This is a genomic window from Salinisphaera sp. G21_0 (assembly GCF_017744115.1).
Lineage (GTDB): Bacteria > Pseudomonadota > Gammaproteobacteria > Pseudomonadales > Endozoicomonadaceae > Endozoicomonas.
The window spans coordinates 75905-102123 of the sequence record NZ_JAGHQW010000013.1 but is presented as its reverse complement, the minus strand read 5'-3'; the positions used below and the strand labels follow the sequence as shown (position 1 = coordinate 102123).

The following is a 26219-nucleotide window of genomic DNA, read 5'->3' as shown; positions in this document are numbered from 1 at the left end:
AATAACACTATGACATTGACGACCTCGGATAACTGATGTGCTGTAAAGTTCCATTCTGTACCTGAAATTCCTTAGGTGTACGCTACGACTACTCACTGCTGTCGGGGTCATGGAGGCATGAATTATTTCAAGATAAGGTAATCACTGATGAGTTTTCTGACGAGAGTCTGTATGATAGGGACCGTTAAAAGTGATATTAGTTTTTTTATGAAAAGATTTGATGTTCCGAGCGTAGTCTCTCTGCATATCCTTCATAAACAAAAATAAAACTTCTAGCTAAACGGCTTTGCCAGCAAAGTCACCCTATAGTATTTGAATATCAGGATATGAGTATGTCTACCTCTACAGGAACCGTTAAGTGGTTTAATGACGAGAAAGGTTTCGGTTTTATCAGCCAGGAAAACGGTGGACCTGACGTGTTTGCCCACTTCCGTCAGATTGCTACCGAAGGCTTTAAAACCCTGACTGAAGGTCAGCGCGTTGAGTTTCGTGTTACTCAGGGCCAGAAAGGTCTGCAGGCTGAAGATATCCGTCCTCTGTAAAACTCAGTTTTCATTTGGGCGACCCATAAAAAAGGCAGTGCTTTACAGTACTGCCTTTTTTATTGCCTGCCACAAAGGAGGCGGGAAGAGCCGATTATGCCCCTTGTGATTCACGTACTTGCTCAACATTCGCCTGGCATCGCCCAAAATTTCCTATTCTTCAGTACCCTTCTTATGATTGGTACGGTTTGTTGATAAATTACACTTTTATGGCGGGGCTGAATCCGTCATTATAGTGCTCCCGCTGGCTCAGGCTGGTTTGGTGTTGGTTTTCAAGGGCGTCTCAGGAGAGTGGTGGCACTGCTTATTATTTCCCCGGGATGCCGAGTGTTATTTGGGCAAGGCAGTCGATGACAGCAGAAGACAGTAATATTTCTGACCAGGGTATCCAGAAACAGGAACAGCAGTTGGCCTCTGAACAGGATGTTTCCGGTTCCCCTATGAATCAAGCACTTCCGGAAGAGGCCAGGAAAATTCTTGATAGGCTGCATAACCGGCCTGAAAGTGACGTTATGAACTCTGAGGCGCTGCGTCTGGTTCGAGTTATCTGGCCCAGTGCCTTCAATGTTTCGGATCCAAGGCCCCTTAAGATTGGTATTCACAAAGAGATGGCAGAGGCAAACCTGCTGCCTGCACATATTATTCCGGTTGCATTGCGGTTTTTTACGTCCATGGAACGCTACCTTGAGAAGATTAAGCCCGGTGCTACCCGGATTAACCTTCAGGGGCAGGCGGCAGGCCGGGTGAAACTTCGTGAAGCAGTGGATGCAGAAATCAAGCTGTATACCCAGAGCAGTGATTTTGTCATGACACGGGATCGGGTCATTATTAAGAAGATTCGTTTATTGTCCGTGAATAAACAGACTTGAACGGATGCCAGTAAGTCGGTCTGATTGTTTTTTGATCAATCTGTCCGAACGGCCTGAATTGAAAGGCGTTTGTGAACTATCCCGAATGTTGTCACAAGTTTATCCACAAAAGCTGTGGATAAACTATGTGAGCCTGTCAGCGGGTAATAATCATCAGATAGCGCAGTTGCTCCCGGTGAAGCATCCAGCGAATAAACCAGACCTGCAGTCGCAGCCTGATCCACATCTTCGAACGAGTAAATGCTGAAAGGCTCTGGTAGTGCTGACCAAACCAGAAACAGAAACCGGAAAGAACATCATCGGTAATATCCAGAATCTCAACCTGATCAAACCCATGCTGGTGAAGCAGGTTTTCGTAGGTCTCTTTGACCGGCATATCTTCAACCAGGAGTCCTGATATACGACCAAGCTTGTTTACCAGGCGTTGCTCCCGACGGTCCTGAAATGGCCGGGACAGCACCATATCGGTAAACGCCAGAGTGCCTCCCGGCCTTAGCGCTTTCCTGGCATGACTGAAAAAATGAGAGCGGGACTCCAGATGGTAAACGCAGTCCAGGCCGATTAACTTGTCGCAGCTATTTTCTGGCCGTTCTGCCAGCGACTTGTCACCCCCCCCCCCCCGCACCAGTTTAAGCGTACTGAAATGTCCGCAATGCTCCAGTGCCCGAACCATCTGTTGCTCATCACTGGCGATTGCCGTCAGGTGCTGAACCTGGTAATAATCCAGCCAGACCAGCAACTGATCATGGCTGGTGAAAGCGACATCAAGGACTTTATCCTGACTGGAAAGACAGGCTTTGTCGGCCAGTAACCCCGCCATTTCCGAGCAGGCCTGCCGGTATTGTGACGTGTCTCTCCAGTAACCCAGCAAGCGCCAGCCGGAGGAGGGCTGTACCGGGTTATTCAACAGCCACTGATCAACCTTCAACTCGCGCTCGCGGCTTGACGATGGCCACCAGATACGTATCAACAGTGCCAGACCCTGAGCCATCAGGCCTGACATAAACAACCATGTCAGGAGCACTCCGAGAAGAAATGAAAGAATTGGCATAAGCTGACTTTTAGTTTTATCCATGCTTTTTAATTGAGTACGGATAATAGAGAGATCATTGTGCTTTTGCCAGAGTTGTGCTTTTGCCAGCGTTGCCGTTTTTCCAGAAACCCAGGCTGTTTTTTGGGTATTAGATTTAAGCAATCTATCCGGTTGCCGTGATGAATGGGTATTCGGTGACAAACTTTATGATTCTGAAAACATCGGGTTTCCAGACAAAATCTGAAAACCCGGGGGTGTTACAAAACAGTTATCGTATTAAATTCAAACCTGCGTAATCTTAATCAGCAGTGCACTTTCCGGCTGCATCACCGGCATCATCAGACCAACCTGTTCAAGCAGGGCAGCGCTCATAATGGCAGGCTCGGTCATCCAGGGCGGACACTGTTTCATGTAAATATCGGAAGAGCTTTTTTCCAATACCTGAACCTTATAGTCTTTTTCCGGATTCAGGCCGGGAATTTGCAGAGTGGCTGACATGGCATACTCAGGCATATCCAGCTGGGCGAACATCACCACGGCTTCCTGTTTATCGGTGCTAACAACCCCCCAGCCCTGTGACGCTTTATGGGCGGTGTCACAGCGGAAATGATCACCGGTATGCAACAGGTGTCTTAAGGACTTGTGAAGGGCAATGTATTTGGCAAAGGAGCGCTTCTCTTCCTCTGAAGCACTGGCCGGGTCCAGCTCTACCCCCATATGACCAAACAGGGCGGTAATACCCCGGAAGTCATGGTTATGCTGGCGACCCGTGGTGTGGCAAAGCGTTGCCCCGATATGGGCTCCGGTAATTTCCAGCGGGAAGAAGTAGCTGGCACCCTTCTGAATGGTTTGTCTTTCCAGGGCATCATTACAGTCCGATGCCCAGAAGCGGTGGGTGCGCTTCAGTACTTCAAAGTCAACCCGGCCGCCGCCACCGGAACAGGTTTCAATTTCCACCAGCGGGTGTCGTCTGCGCACTTCATCCACCAGTCGGTAATAAGCCTGAACGTGGCCGTGGAAGGCAGCACGATTATGGTGTGTCGGTTGTACCAGTTCTCGGTTCATATCCCATTTGATGTAGCGGATATCATAGTCACTGAGCATGCTGTCGAGACGTTCCAGAACGTAGTCGAAGGCTTCCGGAATTTGCAGATTCAGTACGTACTGGTTACGGATGGTGACCTGATCGTACCCTTCAGTACAGAGCATCCAATCCGGATGGCCCCGATAGAGGTCAGAGTTAGGGCTGATCATCTCCGGTTCAAACCAGAGGCCAAACTCCATATTGTGCTCTTTCACACAATCGATAATGGGCTGCAGACCCTGAGGGTATTTTAGTTGGTCAAGGTACCAGTCACCCAGCGCGGCTTTGTCATCACTACGGCCGCGGAACCAGCCGTCATCAATAATAAAACGCTCCACGCCGATTTCTGCCGCTGAGCGCACCATTTTCAGAATGTAGTCCGGGTTGTGGTCGAAGTAGATACCTTCCCAGGTATTCAGATGGACAGGACGAACTTTTTCCGGCTCGGGGAAGCGGATGATTTCAGTGCGAACGTGGCAGTGGAAATTCTGGCTGATGCCGTTCAGACCTTTGTTGCTGTAGGTGCTGTATAGGGTGGGTGTCGTATAGCTTGCACCGGGTGCCAGCTCGACTTCTCCCGGCATCAACAGTTCACCGGCCTGCAGGTAGCGGCGTCCATCACTCATCGCTTCGGCATGAAAGCGGTGGTTACCACTCCATCCCAGGTGAAAGCCATAGACTTTACCGGCGGTTTCGCAGAAGTTGGGCTGGCCAATCATCATGCCCGGGAAGTGCTCGTGAGAAGTTCTGCCCCGACGGTTTTCCAGGATAAAACCGCTGCGATCCAGCAGTTTGCGTTCAGTTTGAAACTCGTGGGTCCAGCGACCATGAAAGTACATGATTTCCCTGGCGTGGGTGGGCAGTAGCAGGGTATTGGACAGTTTATTCAGCTGGTAAGGTGTGTCCCCTTCATTGGTGAGTTCCAGCGATGTTTCCAGCACATGTGAGGCGGTATTCAGGCCCATGCGGATCACCAGTTTTAAGCCGGCACGGGTATCCCTGCTGGAAAACAACACCTGATTATTAATCAGTGTCGTCTCTTCCAGGGTGAATTCCGGTGACCAGCTGTCACCCTGACGGCTGCCTTCAAGACCTGGCGACGTGAACAGTCCCCGGGCGTGTTCCGGGCAGAGAGAGACCAGGGTGTCGGTATCAATTCGGGCCTGGGGTACCGGGTGGTGGTTAGCGGTAAAGAAGCCTTCCAGATCAATGCCATCGGGCAGGCGCTTGCCCCAGTAAAGCATCACCGGAAGGGATGTGCCTGCCTTGATCACCAGGCTGGTGGTGTCTGTGAAAAGGTGAATTAATGGTTTGCTCATCACTTTGTACTCTTGAAAAAGTGCTCTTGAGAATGTGCTCGTAAGAAATGGTTCTGACTATTCAACAAAAATACCCCCACATAAGGGGGGCAAAAAACAGGTTATTTGTTAACTACCGGTCTTCAGACAATAGCAGCTACAGCACTTTCATCCTTGCTAAAGCGGGCATCCAGACGATACGTCTTTTTGTAGATAATGGCGCTCAGGGCAATCAGTACTGCGGGAATCAGGATCATCAGCACTTTCAGTCCGACAATGGTTTCCGGTGTCTGAACAACGTTGGGCACATAGCCGATAAACGTCAGACCAAAACCGATCAGGAAACCTGCCATGGCACCGGCACATTTCACCAGCATGGTTTGCACTGAAAAGATAATGCTCTCACTGCGCAAGCCGGTTTTGGCTTCGCCGTAGTCCACCACATCAGCCAGCATAACCGTAGAGAGACCATTGAACAGACCGTTGCCAAATTTCAGGGCAGCACCGGCCAGACCCACCAGAATGGCACTTTCCGGGGCAATCACGCTGGAAAAGTAGAGTACGGAGCTGCACAGAATCGGAAAGCCGCAGGCCAGGGGCCACATCAAACGACGATTGACTACTTTAGCAATCCAGGGGAACAGGAAGATGCCTGAGAATTCGGCAACCCCGGCCACCAGTGAGAACATTGGGAACAGTTCCGGTTTACCAATGGCGTAGGTGAAGTAATAGATGGCAAAGCCACCCACTAACTGAATGGCAATATTAAAGGACAGTACAAAGCCGATCAGTGACTTCAGCTGATCATTATCACCAATGATCTTTTTGACATCGGCAATATTGAATTTCTCACCGGACACTTTTTGATCCACGACTTTTTCCTTGACCTGGAAAAAGGTGATCAGCGCACTGGCGATAAATGAAATAACAATGGCGATGCTCAGGTAGAAAAAGCCCTGACCTTTATTCTCGCCGCCAAATACACCAACCACATAAAGACCATAGGTTCCCATGACCGTCCAGGCGATGCTGGCAAAAATACGTGGCCAGACCACCAGGTGCTCACGCTCTTCCCGTTTGCTGGAAAGCGACGGAATCATCGACCAGTAAGGAATATCCATAATGGTGTAGGTGACTCCCCATAGGATATAGGTTACCGCTGCATAAAAATAAACAAAGGTGCCTTCAAATTGATGGGTGTTGAATACCATCAATAACACCACCGAGTTAATCAGCGTACCGATGAGAATCCATGGGCGGAATTTACCGAACCGGGAGCGGGTATTATCAACGATCATGCCCATCAAAGGATCAGTAAATGCATCAATAAAACGGGCAACGAAGAACAGGGAACCGACGAAGGCGGCAGAGAGGCCAACGACATCGGTGTAATAGAACATTAAAAAGATATAGATAATAGAACAGGCAAAATCTTTTCCCAGGGCACCCAGGCCATAAGATGCTTTGGTTTTCAGCGTTATATGCTGACTATCTGCATGAGCATTCATTGTCATTTTCGCCAATTGAGAATTGCATCTGAATTAACCCTCCATTTAATGAAGAGTTAACCTCCCCTGTTTAGAAACAGCAATAAAATGTAGTGAATCCCGGCAGCCGGTTAATTCTGAACCGTTAACCGTCTCAGGGTATTTCAAAGCTTGCTGGTAATAACCCTGTATCACTGTGGATTCAGGGTTATGAATATGTGATCACGACAGTTCGAACGACCACTGGTACATCGGTTGAGTCAACAGGTATTCAGGCCGAACGCTCGGCGTCCAGGAATCATCGCCACCGATACCCATGTGGAAGCCATCCAGATAGACAAAAATGCCTTCTTCTTCCTGAAGCTCGTGGGTATGCGTTGCCCTGGCCAATTGTGCCTGACCGTATGGGGTGACACTGAAATGGAACTGTCCTGTTACCCGGATATCGCCCAGCATAAGCGCCTGGGTATCGCACCGCAGACCATTGTCGCTTGGGAAAATGTAAGGCGTGTGCATGGCCTTGAGGGACTGTTCCCAGTGTCCGATATCTGCGCTTAACTTACGGTCCGGATAATTTTCGTGGGGCCCACGGCCAAACCAGTTCACCTGTGCCGGTTGTTCCTTCAGTCTCAGGCAGGCACCGATGCGGGGCATAGGCGGCATATCACCATCAACAGTGACCTCAATATCGATACGGGCACTGCCGCTGGCGGCAAACTGGTAGGTCCATACGCTGCGCAGAATCTCTTTTTCCGGTTGTTCCGGGTGGAAATAGCCATGGTGAGACAGAATCAGCCCTTTCTCAGCATCACATTCTACCAGCAGGCAGCGGTGTTGCAGGTTGTTTAATCCGGCCCGCTCCCAGCGTGGCATCCAGGCATTAGGGTCCGGACGGTCAACTTCACTGACACCAATATCGTTATCCAGCGGTGCGCGGTAGAAATTGTCTGCCAACGGGGTAAGCAGTTGTTCTTTGCCGTCTTTTACCCAGCTCACCAGCTGGCCATTGTTACGATCAATGGTCCAGGTGTTTCCTGCCGCATTGACGGTAAAGTTGCATTCGGCTTCATTGATGACCGCAGATGTCGGCAAGCGAGGAGTAACCGCTTGATTGGCCAGCGATCCCGTCAACATAAACTGTTGGCGTGCGACTTCGTGGCCGACTTCGGACCAGTCGGTTGCCTCAGGCTGGATAATAGAGAGATCCAGTCGTGGCAGTTTGCCGCTGATGGTCAGTGGCTGCTCAGACAGTACCAGCAGTTCTGAGGAGCGGGGCGCAATATTCAGCGTGACTTCACCAGCAAGCAGGGCCTCTTCGCCCGCCATCAGCTGCCACACCAGTTGATGGTTGTCGGTGGCGCAGAAGCAGGCTTCGCTGGTGACTTTCACGGTGAGCGGTTGGGTTGCCACTAATTCGAAAGTAAACGGCTGCTGTGCTCTTTTGGCTTCAAACAGTGCCGGGTGCGGTGTTTTATCCGGGAATACCAGCCCATTGATGCAAAACTGGCGATCGTTGATCTGGTCACCAAAATCACCGCCGTATGCCCAGAAGTGCTGGCCATTGTCGTCGAACTTGTCCAGTCCCTGATCCACCCAGTCCCAGATGAAACCGCCTTGCAGGCGGGGGTGCTTTCTGAACGCATCCCAATACTCGGCAAAACCGCCCAGACTATTGCCCATGGCATGGGCATATTCACACAGAATGATTGGTCGGGTTTCGTTGGGCATGCCGATCCATTTGGTCAGCGCCCATTTGTTTTTGCCCAGGAACTGCTGTGGCTGATCCTGATCAGTACGGCCATACATTGGGCAGATGATGTCTGTTGCGGGGGTATCGGAACAACCACCTTCATACTGTATCGGGCGAGACGGGTCGGTGCGTTTGGTCCATTGGTACATGGCATCATGGGCTGCACCGTAGCCTGATTCATTACCCAGTGACCAGATGATGATGGATGGGTGGTTAAAGTCCCGCGCCACCATGCGCATCATCCGCTCCAGGAACGCATTGGCCCACATCGGGTCGTCGGCCAGTTTGCGCATGGGAGTCATGCCGTGGGTTTCAATATTGGCTTCGTCAACCACATAGAGACCAAGGCGGTCACACAGTTGATAGAATGCCGGTTGGTGCGGGTAGTGAGAACAGCGAACAGCATTGAAATTATGCTGCTTCATCAGTATCAGGTGTTCACGAACATCGTCTACGGTTTCAAAATGACCGGTCGCCGGGTTGTGCTCGTGCTTGTTCACACCACGAATCATTAATGGCTGACCGTTTAATTGCAGCAGGCCGTCTTTGATTTCTACCTTACGGAATCCAACGTCGTAGGCTTCGCTTTCAATATCGCTGTTTGACTGCGGATCCGTCAGCGTGACCACAACGCGATAAAGGTTGGGTGCCTCTGCGCTCCACTTTTGCGGATTGTTGATATCCAGCTGCAGGCATGTGCGATCGTTATAACCCCCCTTTTCATCCATCGGTGCGGTACCAATGGCGGATGTGGTGGTGGCAATGGCGTCTTTAGCCAAATACAACGTTGCCCGAATGGCCAGATCATCGGCATTCCTGGTGTCGGCAACAATGGTGAGTTTGCCGTGTTCGTAGCGGTCATCGAGATCAGGTGTGACGCGAATATCCACCAGACGCTGGTGTGGCTTATTGAGCAAGCGGACTGAACGATAAATGCCGCTTAGCCACCACATATCCTGATCTTCCAGGTAGCTGCCATCGGACCAGCGGATAACCATTGCGCATAACCGGTTCTCTCCGGCCCGAAGGTATGGGGTCAGGTCAAACTCGGCGGCCAGTCGGCTGTCCTGTGAATAGCCCACGGACTTGCCGTTGCACCAGAGATAGAAGGCACTGTTTACGCCATCAAAGATCACCCGGGTCTGGCTATCTTCCTGCCACTGCGCAGGCAGGGTGAACGTGGTGGAGTAGCAGCCAGTCGGGTTCGCCACAGGCACCCGGGGTGGGTTGCAGGGGAACGGGTACTTGACGTTGGTATAGATGGGCTTATCAAAGCCCTGTAGCTGCCAGTTACCGGGAACGGTAATGGTCTGTGTCGGGTCAGCACCCTCCCTTGAAAATGTTTCAGGCACCTGTTCCGGAGAGTCATACAGTGCAAAAGCCCACTGGCCATCCAGACTTAATACCGAATCACTCCCAGTGTCTGTCAGAGCTTGTGGCTCACTGCGCCAGCTGCTCATAGGGGTATGGCTTGCCAGTCGGCTGCGTGCGGTGATTTGTGGGCTTTCCCAGTCGCGCTGCATGAATTTACTCATAGGTTGGCTAAATCATTTTCCTGTCTCTGGAGTCACAGATCATTTCACCTGGTAGTGACATTTTTGACGACAGTTATCCAGAATTTTCATACTTCAACATGATGTATCTTATCTGTGAAGGCGGGAAAAAGTGTTGATCCAGCTCAAACTTATGTAACTGTTACATTTTTCTGGTGTCAGCCTGTTTGTTGATAAATGTTTGGTGCTTGCACACTGTTGCGTTCAACAAAAGCCGGCATCATTATCTGGCCTGTTACCTTTCCCCTGTTCTTATCGCTCAGGCTGATAGCCAGTCGTGCCGCCTGTTCAGCCATAACGGCAATGGGGTAACGGACAGTGGACAGTTTCGGGTGCAGATAACGGGCAATGACCAGATCATCATAGCCAACAACAGAGATATCCTGCGGACAGTTCAGGCTGTTTTCCTGCAGGCCAAACAGCGCGCCAGCGGCCATGATATCGTTGTAGGTGATGATGGCTGTCAGTGGTAAGCCTTTTGCCAGTAAGTCATAAACCCCCAGTCGTCCGCCATCTTCGGTAGGTGGGCAGGCGGCAATATAACGTTCATCAACAGGAATGCCCGCTTCGGTCATGGCTTTGTGGTGACCTTTAAGACGATCTTGCGCGTCATCGATAAATTGGTCTGAACATAAATAGCCAATCTGTTGATGACCTTTATTCAGCAGATGTCGGGTAGCAATGTAGCCTCCCTGAACATTGTTCAGGGCGATGCAGCGCTCCGCAATGGGTTCAATGTAACGATTAATCAGCACTAAACCGGGGATTTGGCTGGCAAAGTCTATCAGTGTTTCATCGGACAACCATTTGCTGTGCACAATGGCCGACTCGCAGTGACCGATCAGTCGCTCAATGGCCTGATGCTCGGTTGGTTCGCTGTAGTGGCCATTGTGGATCAACAACTGTTTGTTATGGTTTCTGGCAACCTGATCAATGCCTTTCAACATCTGCCCAAAGAAGGGTTCTGAAACATCAGACACCACTGCGCCGATAGTAGTTGCCGACTGTCGGCCAATCTCCGGGCGATAACCCAGCTTCCGAATGGTTTGCCAGACCCGTTGCACCACTTCATCACTGGTGTTTGGCGAGCGATTGACTACCCGTGAAACGGTTGCCGTAGAAACATTGGCTTCCCTGGCGACATCTTTTATTGAAACCATAAATAATTCATGTGTTTATGACCTTGGCTGGCGATATCGTAGCGGCAGAGGCCGGGAGGTGGGAAGTGGAAATTAAGGTCACGTATATCCGGGTTCAGTTTTGGGAGGGGTGGGGCCAGTTTCCGGGAGTCATTGCCAGTCAGGTTGAGCGTGTCTCGTTCCATGCGTAGGATAATTACCGTTTTATGCAGTCGGGTACTTATTGCCAGCATCGTATATCCACCTGATAATCCACGCCGCTTATGGTGATCAAAGCCATATTGCCATGACCAGAGACTGACGATAAGTGTGTAATGGTTGGTTTGCATCGCTCAGGTCTCTGCGTTATTGACGTTCAGTTTTTTGACAATGAGTGGGCAACTGGAATGAGCCAAGCTGGCGAATATATCGATTCCTATTATCAGGTCACCGGGCATTCACTGGAACTTCAGCCGGTGCTGAGTGGAGATATCACTGCGGATGTGTGCATCATCGGTGGTGGCATGACCGGATTTAATGCGGCCATTGAACTGCGCAAGCGTGGCTTTGATGTGGTGCTGCTGGAATCTGGCCGTATTTCCTGGGCCGCTTCCGGGCGCAATGGCGGGCAGTGTCTGGCGGGTTACTGTCTGGGGTTGCGTGAGGTGGATGAAACCTTTGGTCCGCAGTGGGGAAAGCAGCTGTGGGATCTTTCCTGTGAGTCGCTGGATATCGTTCGTGATCGTATCCGTGAGTTCAACATCGACTGTGATTTCCAGCAGAACTATATCGAATTGGCGATCAAGCCAAGTCAGGTAAAAGAGCTGAAGTCCTGGCTGGAGCTGAAGCAGACCCGTTATGATTACCCCAGTGTGACCTGGTGGGATCAGGACAAAATCCGGGAAGTGACCTCAACCGAGAAGTATCTGGGTGGACTGTTCGATACCAACAGTGGCCATATGCACCCCCTTAACTACACCCTGGGCCTGGCCCGCGCAGCGATTGCGCTGGGTACTCGCGTATTTGAGCAGAGCAAGGCGATCAAACTGGTGAAAGGCAGTCCAAACCGGATACTGACGGAGCAGGGCAGTGTGAAGGCGAAGCAGGTTCTGCTGGCCTGTAACGCTTACATTGACGGTCTTAACCGGAAAGCGGAAAGCAAAGTATTACCGGTGGCCTCGTATATTGCCGTTACCGAACCGTTGGGTAAACGACAGCCTATTAGCAACAAAATGGCCATGTCTGACTTAAACAACAGCCTTGACTATTTCCGTCCTACTGCCGATGGCCGAATCCTGTTTGGCGGCGTTAATCACCCGTTCAATGGCGAATACAGTGACTCCAAAGAGCGTCTGCGTCAGCGGATGCTGAAGGTCTTTCCACAGCTTGATGATGTGAAAATGGAGTACCACTGGGGTGGTTTGTTTGCGGTTACCCGGGAATATATGCCACATATTGAGCATCTGGGAAATGATATTTACACGGCACATGGCTATACGGGGCATGGTGTCGCACTGACCAATATTGCCGGGCGTGTGGTTGCGGAAGCAATGGCGGGGATGTCAGAGCGATTTGATGTGTTTTCCCGTATTCGCCACAAGTGGATACCAACGCCAAAAGTCCTTCGTGTACCGGCATTGGCCATGGCCATCTGGAAAGCAGAGCTTGAAGATTCCCTGAGTGCCTGATGGATTTTACGTCAGTCAGCGTTTTTTTGTTGGCTGATGTGAAATAATTCTTATGATGAAGTGAACAAAATGGATGTTTCTTTGTCTATTTGCGGGCGACACCATGTTTTCATGTTTTTGTTTTCATAAACAGGAGGTCTTCCGTGACTGCAATTATTAACTGGGGCTTTGGCTTCTTTCTAACGGACTATGCAGGCATCTCAGGATCCGTGTTCCGGTCCATCATGTCGATGCTCTGATATTTCAGGGGCAAGGAAGAGTACACCCTTTCTTGCCCTTGCAGCTTTTATTGACCGGATGTCAGTTTGGTAAACAGGCGGTTAACCAGACGGTTAATTCTGGGAGGCAGAACCTTAAAGACAAATAACCGTTTTTTTGCCTCAGTGGTTGGATAGATGCCAGGGTTCTCACGAATGTCGTCGTCCACTAATGCTGTGGCGGATTTATTCGGGTTGGCATAAGCCACATAGTCAGTGATGTTGGCGATCACATCCGGACGCAGCAGGTAGTTCAGAAAGATATGGGCCTCTTCAGGGTTTCTGGCATCCTTGGGAATGGCTACGGTATCAAACCACAGGCCAGCACCTTCATCAGGGATCATATACTTTACAGTTACACCATTGTCTGCTTCGGCAGCACGGTCTGCTGCCTGCAGAATATCCCCGGACCAGCCCATGGCGACACAGATATCACCATTGGCCAGGTCAGAAATGGAGCGGGAAGAGTGAAAGTAAGTGACGTAGGGACGAACTTTCATCAGCAGTGCTTCGGCTTTGGCGTAATCCGCTCTGTTGGTCGAGTTCGGGTCAAGACCCAGATAACTCAGGGCCGCTGGAATCACATCGGTTGGTGCATTCAGGAACGCAACACCACACTGACTGAGCTTGCTGATATGCTTTTCATCAAAGATCAGGCTCCAGCTGTTGACAGGGGCATCTTTCCCCAACTGCGCTTTCACCCGCTCCGGGTTATAGCCGATGCCCGTGGTGCCCCACAGATAGGGAAACGAGTACCGGTTATCCGGGTCGTAGGTTTCCATCAAGGCCATCAACTCAGCGTCCAGGTGCTTCCAGTTGGGAAGCTTCTCTTTATCCAGTGGCTGGTATACCCCGGCTTTGATCTGGTGAAGCAGAAAGTCTGCTGTTGGTGCGACAATGTCATAGCCGGTTTTTCCTGAAAGTAATTTGGCTTCCAGGACTTCATTGCTGTCAAAGACATCATAATGAACCTTAATGCCAGTCTCTTTCTCAAAGTTGGCTATGGTGTCTTCGGCGATATAATCCGACCAGTTATAGATATTAAGCGTTCTCTGCCCTTCATCGGCCGTTGTGGCAAATGCAGGCGCTATGGTGAGAGAAGCAGCGATTACAAGAGTGGATACAGATTTCCCCAGATGTCTGATCATGGTGAATCCTTACAGCAAGCCATGGGGGAGCAGCCTGGTACTCCGGTCAGTTGGAGCCAGTTACTCTTCGATGGCATTTTTTCAATAGTCAGTAGTGACTCAACGGAGTCGCTACACCCCCAGTCATCAGGTTGATGAAAATGAAGCTGCGGAAGATAGCAACAAGGTTATGGGAAATCCATCGTTGCTGTATGAAATAGCGGTAAAAACCTATGATTGAGTGAACCTGAACAGGCTCCCGGAACCTATCGCTGATGTGCATAGATTGCAACGGCTGCTCTGGAGGTGTTAGATTCTGCCACCCCATGGCTTATTTCTTTTGCACTGATGTCTACCCCGCTATTTCTTCTTGCTTCTGATCACCCTGCCATTCAGGCTTTGCTTGAAGGCCTTGCCGCACAACTGGATACCGGCTTTAGTCACAGTCTTCAATACGTTGATGAAGGCGCTTTGGTGGCTTTTGATGCATCCGGAGAGCTGGCGGTTCAGCGTGCAGGATCGAAAGAGAAGCCGATTGTCGTTGATTTTGTCGGTGGCAAGGCAGGGCATCGACGCAAGTTTGGTGGTGGCAAAGGGCAGGATATCGCCAAGGCCGTGGGTCTGAATAAAGGCGTCAAACCATCGGTGCTCGATGCAACCGGCGGATTGGGTCGGGATGCATTTGTGCTGGCCAGCCTGGGGTGCAATGTCACCCTGATTGAACGGTCACCGGTGGTGGCAGCCCTTCTGGCAGATGGTTTGCGCCGGGCACTTGAGGATAGTGATGTCGCACCCATTGCACAACAGATGTCCCTTTTGCCTGGTAATGCCATTGAGCTGATGGGGGCATCAGATAATCAATACGATGTTGTTTATCTGGATCCGATGTTTCCTCACCGGGAAAAGTCGGCTTTGGTCAAAAAAGAGATGCGGCTGTTTCAGGATCTGCTGGGGGATGATCCGGATGCGAATCAGTTGCTGCAACCGGCACTGGATCTTGCACGGTATCGGGTTGTTGTGAAAAGGCCAAGGTTGGCACCGGATCTTAATGGTCAGGCTCCCACCTACCGGCTGGAAGGGAAAGCCTGTCGCTATGATATTTATGCCCTGAAGGCATTTTCCGGGTAATCTGTCTAACTATAATGGTGGTTATGGTATGGCCAGCTTATCGTGTGCTCTACCCGCTATGGCACTGTCCCGAAATAACTGCCGCATTTCGATGTTATCCCGTAAAGAAAAAACCTTGCCACAGAGACACGGAGTCACGGAGAAAAAAAATCTTTTCCTCCGTGACTCCGTGTCTCTGTGGCAAAAAGAGAAAGTTATTCAGGGCGTAGATTTTTCTCCTGAACCGTTACTGACTCCGTATCGACTGGTCTGGTTGATACTGTGTCGTATTTCAGTGGTTAATAGGGTGTGCGCCTGATCAGCCACTTTCTGAATATCATCGCCAAACACCAGTTTATTGGTTTGCGTGATCTCCAATACACCGTGATAGCGCATCTGGGCAATAAAGCCACGGAACAGTGATTTATCAAAAAACTCCGGCGCATTAAGACCATGAATGATCGACAGGCGCTGTGCCAGCACCCCACTCTGATGTTCCAGGGCTTCCGCTTCAATATTGCCACTGCCATTGCGCAAGAGCAGGCTGATCACCATATAGAAGCGTTCCAGTGTCTGGACAATGGAGCGTGAGAAAACATTCAACATGATGTATTCGGCGGTGGCAGGGTCCGGCTGGAAATAACACGCTTCGCCATCATCATCCTGGCCATGGGTAATCAGTCCTTCTGCAACCAGACAATCCAGCCATTTTTGCACCACGGCCAGCGCTTCGTGTTGCGTCCACTGCAGGAACAGCTCCGCCTGCAGGTAAGGGTAGAGAACCGCACTGATGCGCAGAATCTCTTTTCTGGTGATGCTGGCGCAGTTCACAAAGAAACAGCTGATCAGGGACGGGATGGCAAAAATATGCAGCACATTGTTGCGATAATAGGTCATGGCAATGGCTGTTTTCTCATCCATGCTGATGATATCGCCCAGCGCATCGGTCTTTCTCTGGATCAGCTGCAGGTTTTCCACATAGTGAATCATGCTGCGGGCATCCAGATCAGTCATTGCCGTCCGGTCACTGTAGGGAGCCATGGACAGTAGACGTGTATAGCCATCCAGCTGGCGAATCAGCTCCTCTTCACCCAGTGCATGCCTGGGTGAGGAGAGCAGGGCAATGGCGACCAGGTTAACCGGATTGATGACCGCTGCCGCATTGATTCTGCCAGCCAGCATATCGCCCAGATTCGACGTGGTTTTTTCCAGCCATGCCGGTTTGTCATTGGAACCTGAGCTTTCTTTCCAGTTGGGTGCCTGTGAATTCAGGAACGAGCCCAGGTCCAGTGGCTCCCCAAACGTGATCCACGCCTTGCCAAACTCATTTCTCAGGGCCGCCAGTGTGCGGACTATATCCAGGGGTGACTCACTTTTCTTGGCTTCACCCCGGAGTTCGCCCAGATAGCTGGCCATTTCCAACAGCTTTTCATAACCGATATAGACCGGAACAAACGCCAGCGGCTTGCGATGGTCACGAAGGAAACTGCGGACGGTGATGGAGAGCATGCCGGTTTTTGGTGTCAGCGTACGGCCGGTTCTTGAGCGGCCGCCTTCAATGAAATACTCGGTAGCAAAGCCTTTACTGGTCAGTGTGTACATGTATTCATGGAAGACCATGCTGTAAAGCGGGTTGCCACGGAACGTTCTGCGCATGAAGAAGGCACCGCCCTTGCGCAGAATGGTGCCAACCACCGGCATATTCAGGTTAATGCCCGCAGCAATATGGGGCGGCGGCAAACCTTCATAGTACAGAACGTACGACAGCAGCAGATAATCGATATGGCTTCGATGGCAGGGCACATAAACAATTGTATGGCTCTGTGCCAGCGCCTTCAGGGGCTCGATATGATTGACTTTTACGCCGCTGTAAAGCTTATTCCAGAACCAGGTCAGGATAATATCCAGGAAGCGGATAACGGGCATGGAGAAGTCAGAAGCGATTTCATTGGCATACTTTCTGGCTTTTGCCTCGGCTTCTACCAGAGTGATTTCCTGAGCCGCAGCTTCTGCTGCAATGGCTTTCTGAATCCCGGGCGTATGAATCAGGCTGTTGACCAGCATACGACGGTGGGAGAGATCCGGCCCCAGAACCGATGCTTTTTTCTGGCGGAAATGCACCCGGAGAATCCGGTTGACCTTGCGCACACTGCGGGCATGGTTGTTACTGTCACCCATGATTTCCTGCAGTGATAAGGCAGGGCTGAAAGACACCATGGTCTGTCGGCCGTGCAGCAGGGTTGCCAGAAACTTCCGGAAACGTCCGCCAAGGCTGAAGTTCCAGTCAAACAGCAGTTTAAAGGCGGACTGTTCTTTTTCCGGTGAGCGTCCCCAGATAATAGTAACGGGAACGAGCTGGACATCCTGATGCTTTGCTTCAACCTGCCTGACCAGCGCTTCCAGCAGTTCCGGTGGTTCTGGCCGTTCTCTCTGGAGAATCAGGCCTTCGTGCTGGCTAAGGAAAAAGTGCGCTTTGCTCTGTGGCTGATCAGCGACAATGGGTTTGTAAGGGCGGGGCAGGCCTGCTTTTATGCACTCACCTTCCAGCACCATCAGGTCCGTCAGGGAGCGCTGGTGCATAACATAGACCACCGGTTTTCCGGTCTGCAGGTGCAAAGCTTCAGGATTGTTGTTTTCAACCGTGGTACGCACCCACGTGGAGAGGAGTTTTCTCAGGCTATGAAAAACATAGCGATTCAGGGTAATGGGCTTCAGCATGGAACTGGCTCTTGGCCTGCATCCGTCAGTAAAGGAGATAATAAACGTCAGAAGACTGGTACCGATAAGCCGGTACAGGCCTCATGGCTTGAGATTAAATGATAGCTCTCAAGTCGCTGATGAGTTAATCGGCCATTCTAGCCTGATTAAGTGGTGTTGCGCAAAAGTTACGGAGCTTCAGTGTCAGGAAGAAACCACTCTCCGTTAGATAGTATGGCTCATTAGAAGGTTATCCTGTTTTCTCCCCTGAAAAGCAGCCAGGCTGCTTTTTGGTTATGAAGCGTTAGGCCACTTGATCAGCTTTTCCTGGCCGTGTTCATCCAGTTGCCACCATTCATCCATATCAGCTCCTTCCTGCCAAGGGCCGGAGTTACAGCGAACCCGGCATTGACCATAGGCCTGAAGGCTTCTTGCGCACTGGGTGTCATCCTGCCAGGGGGTGCCTTTGGTTTTAAACCAGATGCTGGTCCAGGCTTTGCCAACAGCGTTTTCAACAATCATTACTGGAATGGTGTTGCCCAGACGGGTGACTTCCATGTCATGCACTACTTTGCCGCTGTTCACTGTCACAACGGTATCAAAGGTATCGTTCAGCCAGTCGGTAATAGCCTCCAGAGAGAGACCGCTGGCATACACTTCAATATCGTCCACTTCGGTTGCGTCAGCTTTTGATGGATCAAGACTGCTCATTTGGAAAAACGTCACTTTTCAGCTAGCAAATGCTTAAGTATACCCGTATAGATTTCCTGCAGGGTATCAAGATCTTCCGCGTTAACGCACTCATTCACTTTATGGATGGTGGCATTAACCGGGCCAAGCTCTACCACCTGGGCACCAGTAGGCGCGATAAAACGACCATCGGAGGTGCCGCCGGAGGTTGATAACTCCACCTCCATGCCGGTAACGTCCCGTATGGCTTGCTGAGCGGCATTGACCAGGGCCCCTGGGCGGGTTAAAAACGGCTGACCGCTCAGATGCCAGTCAATATCGTACTCCAGCTGATGATGGTCCAGAATCGCGGTGACTCTTTCCTGAAGCTGCTCAGCCGTCAGTTCTGAAGAAAACCGGAAGTTGAAATTCACCTGGCACTCTCCGGGGATGACATTGCTGGCACCGGTGCCGGCATGGATCTGCCAGATCTGGAAGCTGGTGGGGGGAAAGAATTCATTGCCTTCATCCCAGACTTCTCCGGTCAGATCGGCAATGGCCAGGGCTACTTCATGTACCGGGTTTCTGGCCAGGTGAGGGTAGGCTACATGCCCTTGAATACCTTTGATCGTAAGGTGGCCATGGAGTGAGCCACGGCGGCCATTTTTCACCACATCACCCACCCGGTTGCTGCTGGATGGCTCGCCAATCAGGCACCAGTCAATTTTCTCGTTTCGGGCTTCAAGGTACTCAATCACTTTTACCGTACCGTTTTTGGCGGGGCCTTCTTCATCGCTGGTAATCAGAAAGGCAATGGACCCTTTATGGTCAGCGTGTTCTGCCAGAAAGTCTTCGCAGGCGGTGACCATGGCTGCAAGGCTGCCTTTCATATCGGCGGCTCCACGGCCGTGCAGCATGCCGTCGATGATTGCCGGCTGAAACGGTGGGTTGTCCCACATCCCTTCCGGGCCGGTGGGCACTACATCGGTATGTCCGGCAAAGGCGAGCACCGGGCTCTGGTCGCCTCTGCGCAGCCAGATATTATCGACCTCACCGAAGCGGAGTCGCTCAACCTTGAAGCCCAATGGCTCAAGTCGGCTGATCATCAGTTCCTGACAGCCCGCATCTTCAGGAGTGACGGAAGTGCGGCTGATCAGGTCCATGGCCAGTTGCAGGGTTTTGGAGGTCATAGTCAGGGAATCGGTCATTTATTGTTCTGGAAAGAAATGGATAGTTGGCAGCAATTGCAGTGCATTCTAGCATTTTTCACCGGACTGCAACCATTTGAGAATTTCCTGGAAGTAAGGCTGCACTGTGTCGGACTGAAACGCCGAAAAGGTGTTTTCCAGGCGTTTGCGGGTGAAACCGGAAAAGTTCAACGTGCCTTCTTCGGTAAAATAGAGCAGGTTGTCTTCGATGGCCGATGCCAGCGATTGACCGCAAAGATCAACCACTGCCTTCCTGAAGCTGGCATGGCCATCAAACCGGTCTTGTTGCTGGTAAAGGTCTGCCAGAGTGGCCAGCGGTATCATGGATAGCCAGGGCTGGATCATCGGGTTGACGGCATGACCACGGCACCAGTCACTGATTTGCCACGGGCGGCCGGTGAAGGTATAGAGTCTGAGCCGGTGTTTCAGCCATTCGGTATCATTGACCGGGTAGTTGTCCCAAAGAAAGGGTTTGCGTTGGAAGTGGTCAGTCATTTCCTGTAAGCCTGACTGATCATAGCCAAGGGAAATAACGTGGTCGCCTGTCCAGAAAATATCAAACTGTGGGTCCAGGTATTGCCCCAGGTCAGACCAGTAGCCTTCGGGCATTGTGCCGTAGACTCTCTGCAATAACGGGTCTTTTGAGTAGTAGGTGCCTGCGACAATAAATTGGGCCGCGGTGCTTTCTGCGGCAATAAATTCGGCAATGTCAGCCTGGGTTTTTGCCAGGTCATCAATGTCGTTACTGAAATCATCAAAGAGAATACAGAGAATCTGTGGATTCAGTTGATTGATGCTGGCGATTTTCTGTTTCAGCTGTTGGCGACTTTTCTGGTTCAGTTCCCGTACATTAAACGGCGTGAGTCCGATACCAAAACGCACATTGTTCTGTTTAAGCGACAAACTAAGTGTGTTCAGGTGGCTGAAATCCTGTTCTGGCCAGGGCTGATCCCATTGCTCGCGCAGATAAGGATCATTCTTTGGTGCGTAGATATAGAAATTGAAACCTTTCCTTGCACAGAAGCTGGCATAGGCATTCCTGGACTCCCAGGACCATTGGTTTTCCTGATCATACAGCCCTTCTATTACTCCATAATGGAATGCCATGAGCAGATATTTCCTTGTTCAAAGTGAGTCAGACTAAGACGTTTTCTGCTTGAACTCACAAAGGTCTTCAATAATGCAGCTACCACATTGTGGCTTTCTTGCTTTACACACATAACGGCCATGGAGGATCAGCCAGTGGTGGGCATCCATCAGAAACTCTTTGGGAACCAGCCTGACCAGCCGTTTTTCCACTTCCAGCACATCCTTGCCGGGGGCAATGCCTGTTCGGTTGGATACCCGGAAAATATGGGTGTCCACGGCCATGGCGGGCTGATGAAAGGCGGTATTTAAAACGACGTTAGCCGTTTTTCGTCCAACGCCGGGAAGTGCTTCAAGATCTTTCCGGTTATCGGGTACCACGCTATTGTGCTTATCAATCAGCATCTGACAGGTTTTGATAACGTTTTCTGCCTTGGCATTAAATAACCCGATGGTTTTGATGTATTCCTTCAGGCCATCCACACCCAGGGCAAGCATTGCCTCAGGGGTATTGGCAACAGGATAAAGCTTATCGGTGGCTTTGTTGACCCCTACATCGGTGGCCTGGGCAGACAGTATCACCGCGACAAGCAGCTCAAAAGGTGTACTGTAGTTTAGCTCGGTCGTTGGGTTGGGGTTAGCGTCCCGAAGCCGGGTAAAAATCTGTGTGCGCTTTTCCTTGTTCATCCTTTGACCAGTAAAAAGTATAAAAATCAGTTTGTGCTTATTTTACTGCAAAACAGGGCTGGAGTGCCCTGTTTATAAAAGGAAATAGCAGGTATTTGAGCGGGTTACATCCGGAATGTCATGACCAGGCCGAAATAGTTCTGGTCTTCATCCTGATTCTCTACCTGATAAAAGGTTGGAGCAAATGCCAGACGGATATCAAAGTCTTCCACAACGGGCTGTTCACGGTCACCATTGATCCACTGGTCAATACTGTCGACCGGATCCAGGAAAAACAACGCCGTGGAGCCCAGACCGGCAGAGCCCCATACCAGGCCATCATTGTCGACAATCGAGCGCTTCTGCTGGTAAGCCCACTCACCGTATAGCCAGCCACCAATGGGCGTTACGATAATATCCTGAATGGAAGGCACTTCAGCGATGGCTTCGATACCGTACTCCCAGTAGAAGGTGGACATCAGGAAGGAGTAGACAAAGGAGTTCCACTGGTTGTAACCAGACTCTCGTGCAACGATGTAGTACACACCACCGAAGTAAGGGTGTGCTACGTAGTTCAGGAAAAAGTCATCTTCATCCATAACCGGGCCTGAACTGACATTATCCCACCATTTTTTGTGGAACTGTTTCAAGTCAGACTTATCCCAGTTGGTAAAGGACTCAGGCATAACGGCCAGGGCACCAATCACACCAACGCCCAGACCGAACATGAGTTTTGTCTGGGACCAGAGGCGTGCCTGATTCTCCTGAGGATTGTCATCGAACAGGGTTATCGCCCATGGGGAGCGCTCTTCCTGAAGAGGGAGGGTGAACTCAGCGTCTGGCTCCGCCACTGATGGGGCAGCAGGAGCTGTGGCGTTGGCCTGGACAAAGCCGGAAAGCATGATCAGGCCAGATAAAAAAACTGGCAATATCTGGTTAAGCATCGTCTTTTATTCATGAGATGGCTGGGGGGAGGCGCAGAAACCACCCAAAAACGGGTTATCCATTCAGGTCATTACCCCTGTTCTGGACAAAAGAGGGCGATTCTATAGCGAATTCGGTCAATAATCGATTGAGGTTTATCATTATTTCCAGTTTTATCGGGCTGATAAATCAGGCTCTTATTTTGTTATGCCGGATTTCTGACTTTGTTCAGAGTAGTGGTTCAGGTAGCCTGAACACGAATAAGGTTGCACATGCTACATTGAAATAAAAAAGCAGTATAGGGATGTATCGTGTTTAATAAGCAGTTATACCTGTCAGTCGTTACAGGTTTATTAATGATCGGTGGACTATTTCCTTCAACCAGGTTGCTGGCAGTATCCTCACCGGAATATGAGCCTGTTCCATTTACTCAATATTGGAATGTTATAGCCAACCAACTTGCCGAGAGCCTCATCGCCAGAGGACGCCTTGGATCAGATTCCGTTTATGTTGATAAAAAACATACCGCTTCAGATGTTGCCCGATATCTGGAAAAACAGCTGTCAGTTTCATTGAAAAAATCCGGTGCAAACGTGAAGGCTCCAACCAATGCCCTTAACATGATTGAGCTTGATGTTGAGGTTCGAACCCGGTCGAATGGCAGGGGAACCGTGTACGCTGAGGGAGGGGATATCGACCAGTTGTGGGAGATAAAGGAATTTGGTTCTGTCTATTCAGATCAGCTTGCTCATTTAAAAATGGAACCCCTGGCAATGAATCGACCAATAACCATAAATCCGATTCCAGATACCGATACAGAAGTTGTTATCACCGCTCGGGTTATGGATAGAGGCTCGATTCTGGTATCGCAAACCTATGCGTTCTATTTTTCTGCTGAACGGGCAAGTCGTGAATATAATCCTCTGTATAACGGATTAACCAGGGCAGAAGCCTTTTATGCTGATAGTGATGGCCTGTTAACAGAGCATCAGAATAGGCAGGGTGCCTTTATAAGTCATCAGAAAAAAATGGATAATCAAATTCAGCAATTGATTGACAGCTATCATCTTGATGTGGATTTTTAGGGACGTTCGCAGGTTGGCATAACATTAGCAGGCCATCCTGCGAAGAAAGCCTAAACCAGCCGTTCCACTGGCGGGTGCTCAGGCTTATAGAGATGCCATTCACCGGCTTTCCTGGATTCAAATAGCTTCCATTCCGGAGCTTTATCCCAATTGGTTGTCACATGATAATCCGGATTTAACAACTGGATTGCCTTTCTGGCTGAGTCGATGGCAAGGAACAAATCTTTAGAGCTTGTCAGCGAACACTCGTCACCACAGGCACGGATGGTTATTGGAGAGTAGTCATTGTTGTACCCTCTATTGGCAACCACGCGTTCTGTGGCAATTTGCTGGGCACGTATATGGGGCTGGTTGCTGACCAGAACGATGTCTCCGGGAGTGGGTCCAGGCAGTAGTTCCAGGGCATTTAAGGCAGACACCATCGTTGCTTCGGTGTTTGGTCTGCCAGTGATGATATTTTCCTCATTGAGGTTGAGCGTGTATTTGCCATCTTCCTGAAGAGATTGCTGAAAGAATTGAACTTCTCCGGTATAAGTTACATAGATGGTTTGTTTGTTCAGAAAGCATGTCTGCTGACTTTTCTGGTCGCTTATCTCCTCACTTATCTCCTCACTTATCTCCTCACTTATCTCCTCACTTTTCTGATCGCTTTTCTGGTCAGCCATACGGAGCATGTCCATAAGAGCCATTTGGGCGTGAGCTTCTGTGGCAGTGGATCCCAGGGTAGTTTCAAACTCTTCAACCAGCTCATCTATGCGCTTAAACAGACGATCATTGCTAGTAACATCCTGAAGCTCGTCAACGTCGCCCAAAGTCCTTGAAGAACCGTTACAGAGCAGCAGTCCGGGCAATTTATTGTCACTGTTTTGTGCAATAGCGAACTTAGGGCGAAGGTGCATTCGAGGGATAGCCGCTCCTGGAAAAAGAAGAACTGATTGATCAGTAAACTCAAGGGGCTCTGAATCAGCAGTCCTTAAGGGCTTAAGTGCTGACCGTAGATCTTCTTTGGCAGCGTCACTCAGGTTTTCAATGGCTCCAGTTTGCTCTTTGGCATTCCAGCGCTCCACTATTTTTCCCTGTTCTTCCCTGTGAATGGGGCTTTGGTGGAAATAGACATCAAGTTGCCTGACAAGCTGAGTCAGACTTTCGTACTTTTCTGACTCCGGCAGTGCATCGAAATTGTCTGGCATTCGTAGCGAAGCGTCTGGTTCCTTTTTACCAAAGACTTTGTTCATAACTTCAACCAGATTTACTGTATCGAGGATAAAGCGCTGGTTGCCCAGAATGCATTTCTGGAGTTGTGTCAGTTCAACAGGCTGAGTGGATCTGCTCACCTCCACGTCTTCAACCGCTTTTTCATTGCCTGTTGGTGTTGATCGCAAGAGTGGGGGAGTAGGTTGAACAGATAACATTACAGAATTTTCCTCTGGTTTAACGGGGGCCTGTCTGACAAATCAAAATAGATTTACCGATTCTGATTCAATAGACAGGAAATCAGAGAATAAGTTCCAATATAAGCGTTAAGAATAATCAAACATTACCCGTAACCCTGACCCGCTTACTTACTTTTGCTGTTACCGGCTGCAGGTTTTTCCTTCTTTCTTCCAGGCGACGATCAACAATATTTTTAATGGCAATCAAAAAGCCCATAAAGACAAAGGCACCCGGGGGAAGAATGGCAAACAGGAACTGTTTGTAGTTGGCAATCACCGTAATGGTCCAGTCAGCGGCAATGGGGCCCAGCAGCAGGTCCATGCCGGAGAACAGCGTGCCCTGGCCAATCAGCTCCCGCAGTGCCCCCAGCAATACCAGAATCACGGCAAAGCCCGTACCCATCATCAAACCATCAAAAGCGGCAGGCAGTACCGGGTTTCGGGAGGCAAAGGCATCGGCCCGGCCCAGGATGATGCAGTTGGTGACAATCAACGGAATAAAAATACCCAGTATCCGATAGAGTTCGTAGGTATAAGCCTGCATCAGCAGTTCGATACAGGTGGTGAAGGAAGCAATAATCATCACAAATACCGGCAGGCGAATGGCATCGGTTACCTGGTGCCGTATCAGAGAGACGGCAACGTTGGAGCCCATCACCACCAGCATGGTGGCTATGCCCAGACCAAGCGCATTGACGACACTGCTGGATACCCCCAGCAGAGGGCACAGGCCCAGCAGCTGGACCAGTGCCGGGTTGTTTTTCCAGAGACCGTCCAGGGCAATCTTTGCGGCCTGGCTGCCAGCGGTACTCTTGTTCGCCACAGTGTCATTTGTCATCTTGAATCTCCTCGCGGACACCGGCGAGTGGGTCCAGCAATAGCTTGCGGTTTGCCTCAAAGTATTGCAGTGCGCGGTAAACTGCGGCAACAACCGCTCTTGGCGTTATGGTGGCACCGGTAAACTGGTCAAATTCACCACCGTCTTTTTTCACCCCCCAGCCTTCGCTTGCGGGGTTGCCCAGGGATTTGCCGGCAAAACCGAGAATCCAGTCGGTGACATTGCTGTTAATTTTGTCGCCAAGCCCGGGTGTCTCTTTGTGGGTGATGGCCCTGACGCCTGCCAGCGTGCCATTGTGGTTGATGCCCACCAAAAGCTCAATTCGCCCGCTATACCCGTCAGGTGCGGTGACCGGCAGTATAACGGCAGAGACCGCCCCATCATTCAGGGCAATATAGGCCTCACGTTGATCCTGGCTGGAAAGCAGGGGGGATGGTTCCAGAACAATTTTGGAATCTACCAGCACATTGTCGTGAGTATCTGCCGGTAAAATCTCCATCAATGCTTTGGCTTCATAGGCTCGAACCTGTGTCTCTATTTGTTCCTGAGTCATGATCCAGGTCACGGAAATCAGGCCTACGGTAAATACGGCAAACAGGCCAAGGCCCAGGCTATTGCGAAAAATGCTTTGAAGCAGATCATTCCTGTCGGGAGCCTTGCTGTCGGTGGTGTCTTTTAAAGGAATCTGGCCGTCACTCAT

Annotated in this window: 22 protein-coding genes; 6 read left to right on the top strand and 16 right to left on the bottom strand. The window is 50.5% G+C overall.

Annotation, left to right across the window (positions count from 1 at the left end):
• The first annotated feature begins 332 nt into the window (after positions 1 to 332).
• Both cspE and J7439_RS08365 read left to right on the top strand, forming a co-directional pair.
• A complete protein-coding gene (gene cspE, locus J7439_RS08370; RefSeq protein WP_101748687.1) occupies positions 333 to 542 on the top strand; it encodes a transcription antiterminator/RNA stability regulator CspE in 210 nt (69 codons plus the stop codon).
• Between the two features lie 350 nt (positions 543 to 892).
• Positions 893 to 1411, top strand: a complete 519-nt coding sequence (locus J7439_RS08365; protein ID WP_209201369.1) for a ProQ/FINO family protein — start codon at positions 893 to 895, stop codon at positions 1409 to 1411.
• Positions 1412 to 1547: 136 nt separating this feature from the next.
• On the opposite strand, the gene J7439_RS08360 is transcribed toward J7439_RS08365, so the two are convergent.
• From J7439_RS08360 to J7439_RS08335, 6 genes are all read right to left on the bottom strand, one after another.
• On the bottom strand, positions 1548 to 2606 hold the full coding sequence (locus J7439_RS08360) for a hypothetical protein (RefSeq protein ID WP_209201368.1): 1059 nt from the start codon (positions 2604 to 2606) through the stop codon (positions 1548 to 1550).
• Positions 2607 to 2726: 120 nt separating this feature from the next.
• Entirely contained in the window at positions 2727 to 4847 is a 2121-nt protein-coding gene (locus J7439_RS08355) for an alpha-galactosidase (RefSeq protein WP_209201367.1), read from the bottom strand.
• A 122-nt stretch (positions 4848 to 4969) separates the two neighbouring features.
• Positions 4970 to 6340, bottom strand: a complete 1371-nt coding sequence (gene melB / locus J7439_RS08350) for a melibiose:sodium transporter MelB (protein WP_286196454.1) — start codon at positions 6338 to 6340, stop codon at positions 4970 to 4972.
• Between the two features lie 195 nt (positions 6341 to 6535).
• Positions 6536 to 9598: a beta-galactosidase gene (locus tag J7439_RS08345; protein WP_209201365.1), complete on the bottom strand. Its 3063-nt coding sequence runs from the start codon at positions 9596 to 9598 to the stop codon at positions 6536 to 6538.
• A gap of 176 nt (positions 9599 to 9774) precedes the next feature.
• The gene (locus J7439_RS08340; protein WP_209201364.1) at positions 9775 to 10776 is read right to left on the bottom strand and encodes a substrate-binding domain-containing protein; all 1002 of its coding nucleotides are present in this window, start codon (positions 10774 to 10776) and stop codon (positions 9775 to 9777) included.
• A complete protein-coding gene (locus tag J7439_RS08335) occupies positions 10764 to 11084 on the bottom strand; it encodes a hypothetical protein (protein WP_209201363.1) in 321 nt (106 codons plus the stop codon). Before J7439_RS08335 ends, J7439_RS08340 begins: the two co-directional genes overlap by 13 nt.
• A gap of 57 nt (positions 11085 to 11141) precedes the next feature.
• Between J7439_RS08335 and J7439_RS08330 the strand changes: the two genes are divergently transcribed.
• Positions 11142 to 12422: an NAD(P)/FAD-dependent oxidoreductase gene (locus J7439_RS08330; protein WP_209201362.1), complete on the top strand. Its 1281-nt coding sequence runs from the start codon at positions 11142 to 11144 to the stop codon at positions 12420 to 12422.
• A gap of 286 nt (positions 12423 to 12708) precedes the next feature.
• Here the strand turns inward: J7439_RS08330 and J7439_RS08325 are convergent, their stop codons facing one another.
• Complete coding sequence (locus tag J7439_RS08325; RefSeq protein WP_209201361.1) at positions 12709 to 13827, bottom strand: polyamine ABC transporter substrate-binding protein; 1119 nt, start codon at positions 13825 to 13827, stop codon at positions 12709 to 12711.
• Here J7439_RS08325 and J7439_RS08320 point away from each other — a divergent pair.
• Together J7439_RS08320 and J7439_RS08315 are read left to right on the top strand one after the other, a co-directional pair.
• Positions 13816 to 13962, top strand: coding sequence for a hypothetical protein (locus J7439_RS08320; protein WP_209201360.1), 147 nt, complete (start codon positions 13816 to 13818; stop codon positions 13960 to 13962). The two genes, J7439_RS08325 and J7439_RS08320, sit on opposite strands and share 12 nt — an antisense overlap.
• 192 nt (positions 13963 to 14154) lie before the next feature.
• The gene (locus tag J7439_RS08315; RefSeq protein ID WP_209201383.1) at positions 14155 to 14934 is read left to right on the top strand and encodes a class I SAM-dependent methyltransferase; all 780 of its coding nucleotides are present in this window, start codon (positions 14155 to 14157) and stop codon (positions 14932 to 14934) included.
• Positions 14935 to 15132: 198 nt separating this feature from the next.
• Here J7439_RS08315 and plsB read toward each other — a convergent pair whose 3' ends face one another.
• The 6 genes from plsB to J7439_RS08285 all read right to left on the bottom strand — a co-directional run bounded on the left by plsB (position 15133) and on the right by J7439_RS08285 (position 22183).
• A complete protein-coding gene (gene plsB, locus J7439_RS08310; protein ID WP_209201359.1) occupies positions 15133 to 17631 on the bottom strand; it encodes a glycerol-3-phosphate 1-O-acyltransferase PlsB in 2499 nt (832 codons plus the stop codon).
• Between the two features lie 273 nt (positions 17632 to 17904).
• A complete protein-coding gene (locus tag J7439_RS08305; RefSeq protein ID WP_209201358.1) occupies positions 17905 to 18321 on the bottom strand; it encodes a hypothetical protein in 417 nt (138 codons plus the stop codon).
• Positions 18322 to 18332: 11 nt separating this feature from the next.
• Positions 18333 to 19487 carry a succinyl-diaminopimelate desuccinylase gene (dapE, locus tag J7439_RS08300; RefSeq protein ID WP_286196450.1) on the bottom strand — a complete coding sequence of 385 codons (1155 nt, stop codon included), beginning with the start codon at positions 19485 to 19487 and terminating at the stop codon, positions 18333 to 18335.
• Between the two features lie 48 nt (positions 19488 to 19535).
• The gene (locus J7439_RS08295; protein WP_209201357.1) at positions 19536 to 20594 is read right to left on the bottom strand and encodes a beta-N-acetylglucosaminidase domain-containing protein; all 1059 of its coding nucleotides are present in this window, start codon (positions 20592 to 20594) and stop codon (positions 19536 to 19538) included.
• A gap of 33 nt (positions 20595 to 20627) precedes the next feature.
• Positions 20628 to 21260 carry an endonuclease III gene (gene nth / locus J7439_RS08290; protein ID WP_209201356.1) on the bottom strand — a complete coding sequence of 211 codons (633 nt, stop codon included), beginning with the start codon at positions 21258 to 21260 and terminating at the stop codon, positions 20628 to 20630.
• A gap of 104 nt (positions 21261 to 21364) precedes the next feature.
• A complete protein-coding gene (locus J7439_RS08285; protein WP_209201355.1) occupies positions 21365 to 22183 on the bottom strand; it encodes a DUF3943 domain-containing protein in 819 nt (272 codons plus the stop codon).
• 336 nt (positions 22184 to 22519) lie between these two features.
• On the opposite strand from J7439_RS08285, the gene J7439_RS08280 reads away from it, so the two are divergent.
• A complete protein-coding gene (locus J7439_RS08280) occupies positions 22520 to 23248 on the top strand; it encodes a hypothetical protein (protein ID WP_209201354.1) in 729 nt (242 codons plus the stop codon).
• A 50-nt stretch (positions 23249 to 23298) separates the two neighbouring features.
• Here J7439_RS08280 and J7439_RS08275 read toward each other — a convergent pair whose 3' ends face one another.
• From J7439_RS08275 to rsxG, 3 genes are all read right to left on the bottom strand, one after another.
• Complete coding sequence (locus tag J7439_RS08275) at positions 23299 to 24660, bottom strand: hypothetical protein (RefSeq protein WP_209201353.1); 1362 nt, start codon at positions 24658 to 24660, stop codon at positions 23299 to 23301.
• A 118-nt stretch (positions 24661 to 24778) separates the two neighbouring features.
• Positions 24779 to 25519 carry an electron transport complex subunit E gene (locus tag J7439_RS08270; RefSeq protein ID WP_209201352.1) on the bottom strand — a complete coding sequence of 247 codons (741 nt, stop codon included), beginning with the start codon at positions 25517 to 25519 and terminating at the stop codon, positions 24779 to 24781.
• Positions 25509 to 26219: an electron transport complex subunit RsxG gene (gene rsxG / locus J7439_RS08265; protein WP_209201351.1), complete on the bottom strand. Its 711-nt coding sequence runs from the start codon at positions 26217 to 26219 to the stop codon at positions 25509 to 25511. The genes J7439_RS08270 and rsxG overlap by 11 nt, the downstream gene beginning before the upstream one ends.

Coding starts and splice junctions, on each gene's coding strand:
- cspE (WP_101748687.1), top strand. CDS start 333: ATGTCTACCTCTACAGGAACCGTTAAGTGGTTTAATGACGAGAAAGGT.
- J7439_RS08365 (WP_209201369.1), top strand. CDS start 893: ATGACAGCAGAAGACAGTAATATTTCTGACCAGGGTATCCAGAAACAG.
- J7439_RS08355 (WP_209201367.1), bottom strand. CDS start 4,847: ATGAGCAAACCATTAATTCACCTTTTCACAGACACCACCAGCCTGGTG.
- melB (WP_286196454.1), bottom strand. CDS start 6,340: ATGACAATGAATGCTCATGCAGATAGTCAGCATATAACGCTGAAAACC.
- J7439_RS08345 (WP_209201365.1), bottom strand. CDS start 9,598: ATGAGTAAATTCATGCAGCGCGACTGGGAAAGCCCACAAATCACCGCA.
- J7439_RS08340 (WP_209201364.1), bottom strand. CDS start 10,776: ATGGTTTCAATAAAAGATGTCGCCAGGGAAGCCAATGTTTCTACGGCA.
- J7439_RS08335 (WP_209201363.1), bottom strand. CDS start 11,084: ATGCAAACCAACCATTACACACTTATCGTCAGTCTCTGGTCATGGCAA.
- J7439_RS08330 (WP_209201362.1), top strand. CDS start 11,142: ATGAGCCAAGCTGGCGAATATATCGATTCCTATTATCAGGTCACCGGG.
- J7439_RS08320 (WP_209201360.1), top strand. CDS start 13,816: ATGTCTGATCATGGTGAATCCTTACAGCAAGCCATGGGGGAGCAGCCT.
- J7439_RS08325 (WP_209201361.1), bottom strand. CDS start 13,827: ATGATCAGACATCTGGGGAAATCTGTATCCACTCTTGTAATCGCTGCT.
- J7439_RS08315 (WP_209201383.1), top strand. CDS start 14,155: ATGTCTACCCCGCTATTTCTTCTTGCTTCTGATCACCCTGCCATTCAG.
- plsB (WP_209201359.1), bottom strand. CDS start 17,631: ATGCTGAAGCCCATTACCCTGAATCGCTATGTTTTTCATAGCCTGAGA.
- J7439_RS08305 (WP_209201358.1), bottom strand. CDS start 18,321: ATGAGCAGTCTTGATCCATCAAAAGCTGACGCAACCGAAGTGGACGAT.
- dapE (WP_286196450.1), bottom strand. CDS start 19,487: ATGACCGATTCCCTGACTATGACCTCCAAAACCCTGCAACTGGCCATG.
- J7439_RS08295 (WP_209201357.1), bottom strand. CDS start 20,594: ATGGCATTCCATTATGGAGTAATAGAAGGGCTGTATGATCAGGAAAAC.
- nth (WP_209201356.1), bottom strand. CDS start 21,260: ATGAACAAGGAAAAGCGCACACAGATTTTTACCCGGCTTCGGGACGCT.
- J7439_RS08285 (WP_209201355.1), bottom strand. CDS start 22,183: ATGCTTAACCAGATATTGCCAGTTTTTTTATCTGGCCTGATCATGCTT.
- J7439_RS08280 (WP_209201354.1), top strand. CDS start 22,520: ATGATCGGTGGACTATTTCCTTCAACCAGGTTGCTGGCAGTATCCTCA.
- J7439_RS08275 (WP_209201353.1), bottom strand. CDS start 24,660: ATGTTATCTGTTCAACCTACTCCCCCACTCTTGCGATCAACACCAACA.
- J7439_RS08270 (WP_209201352.1), bottom strand. CDS start 25,519: ATGACAAATGACACTGTGGCGAACAAGAGTACCGCTGGCAGCCAGGCC.
- rsxG (WP_209201351.1), bottom strand. CDS start 26,219: ATGAGTGACGGCCAGATTCCTTTAAAAGACACCACCGACAGCAAGGCT.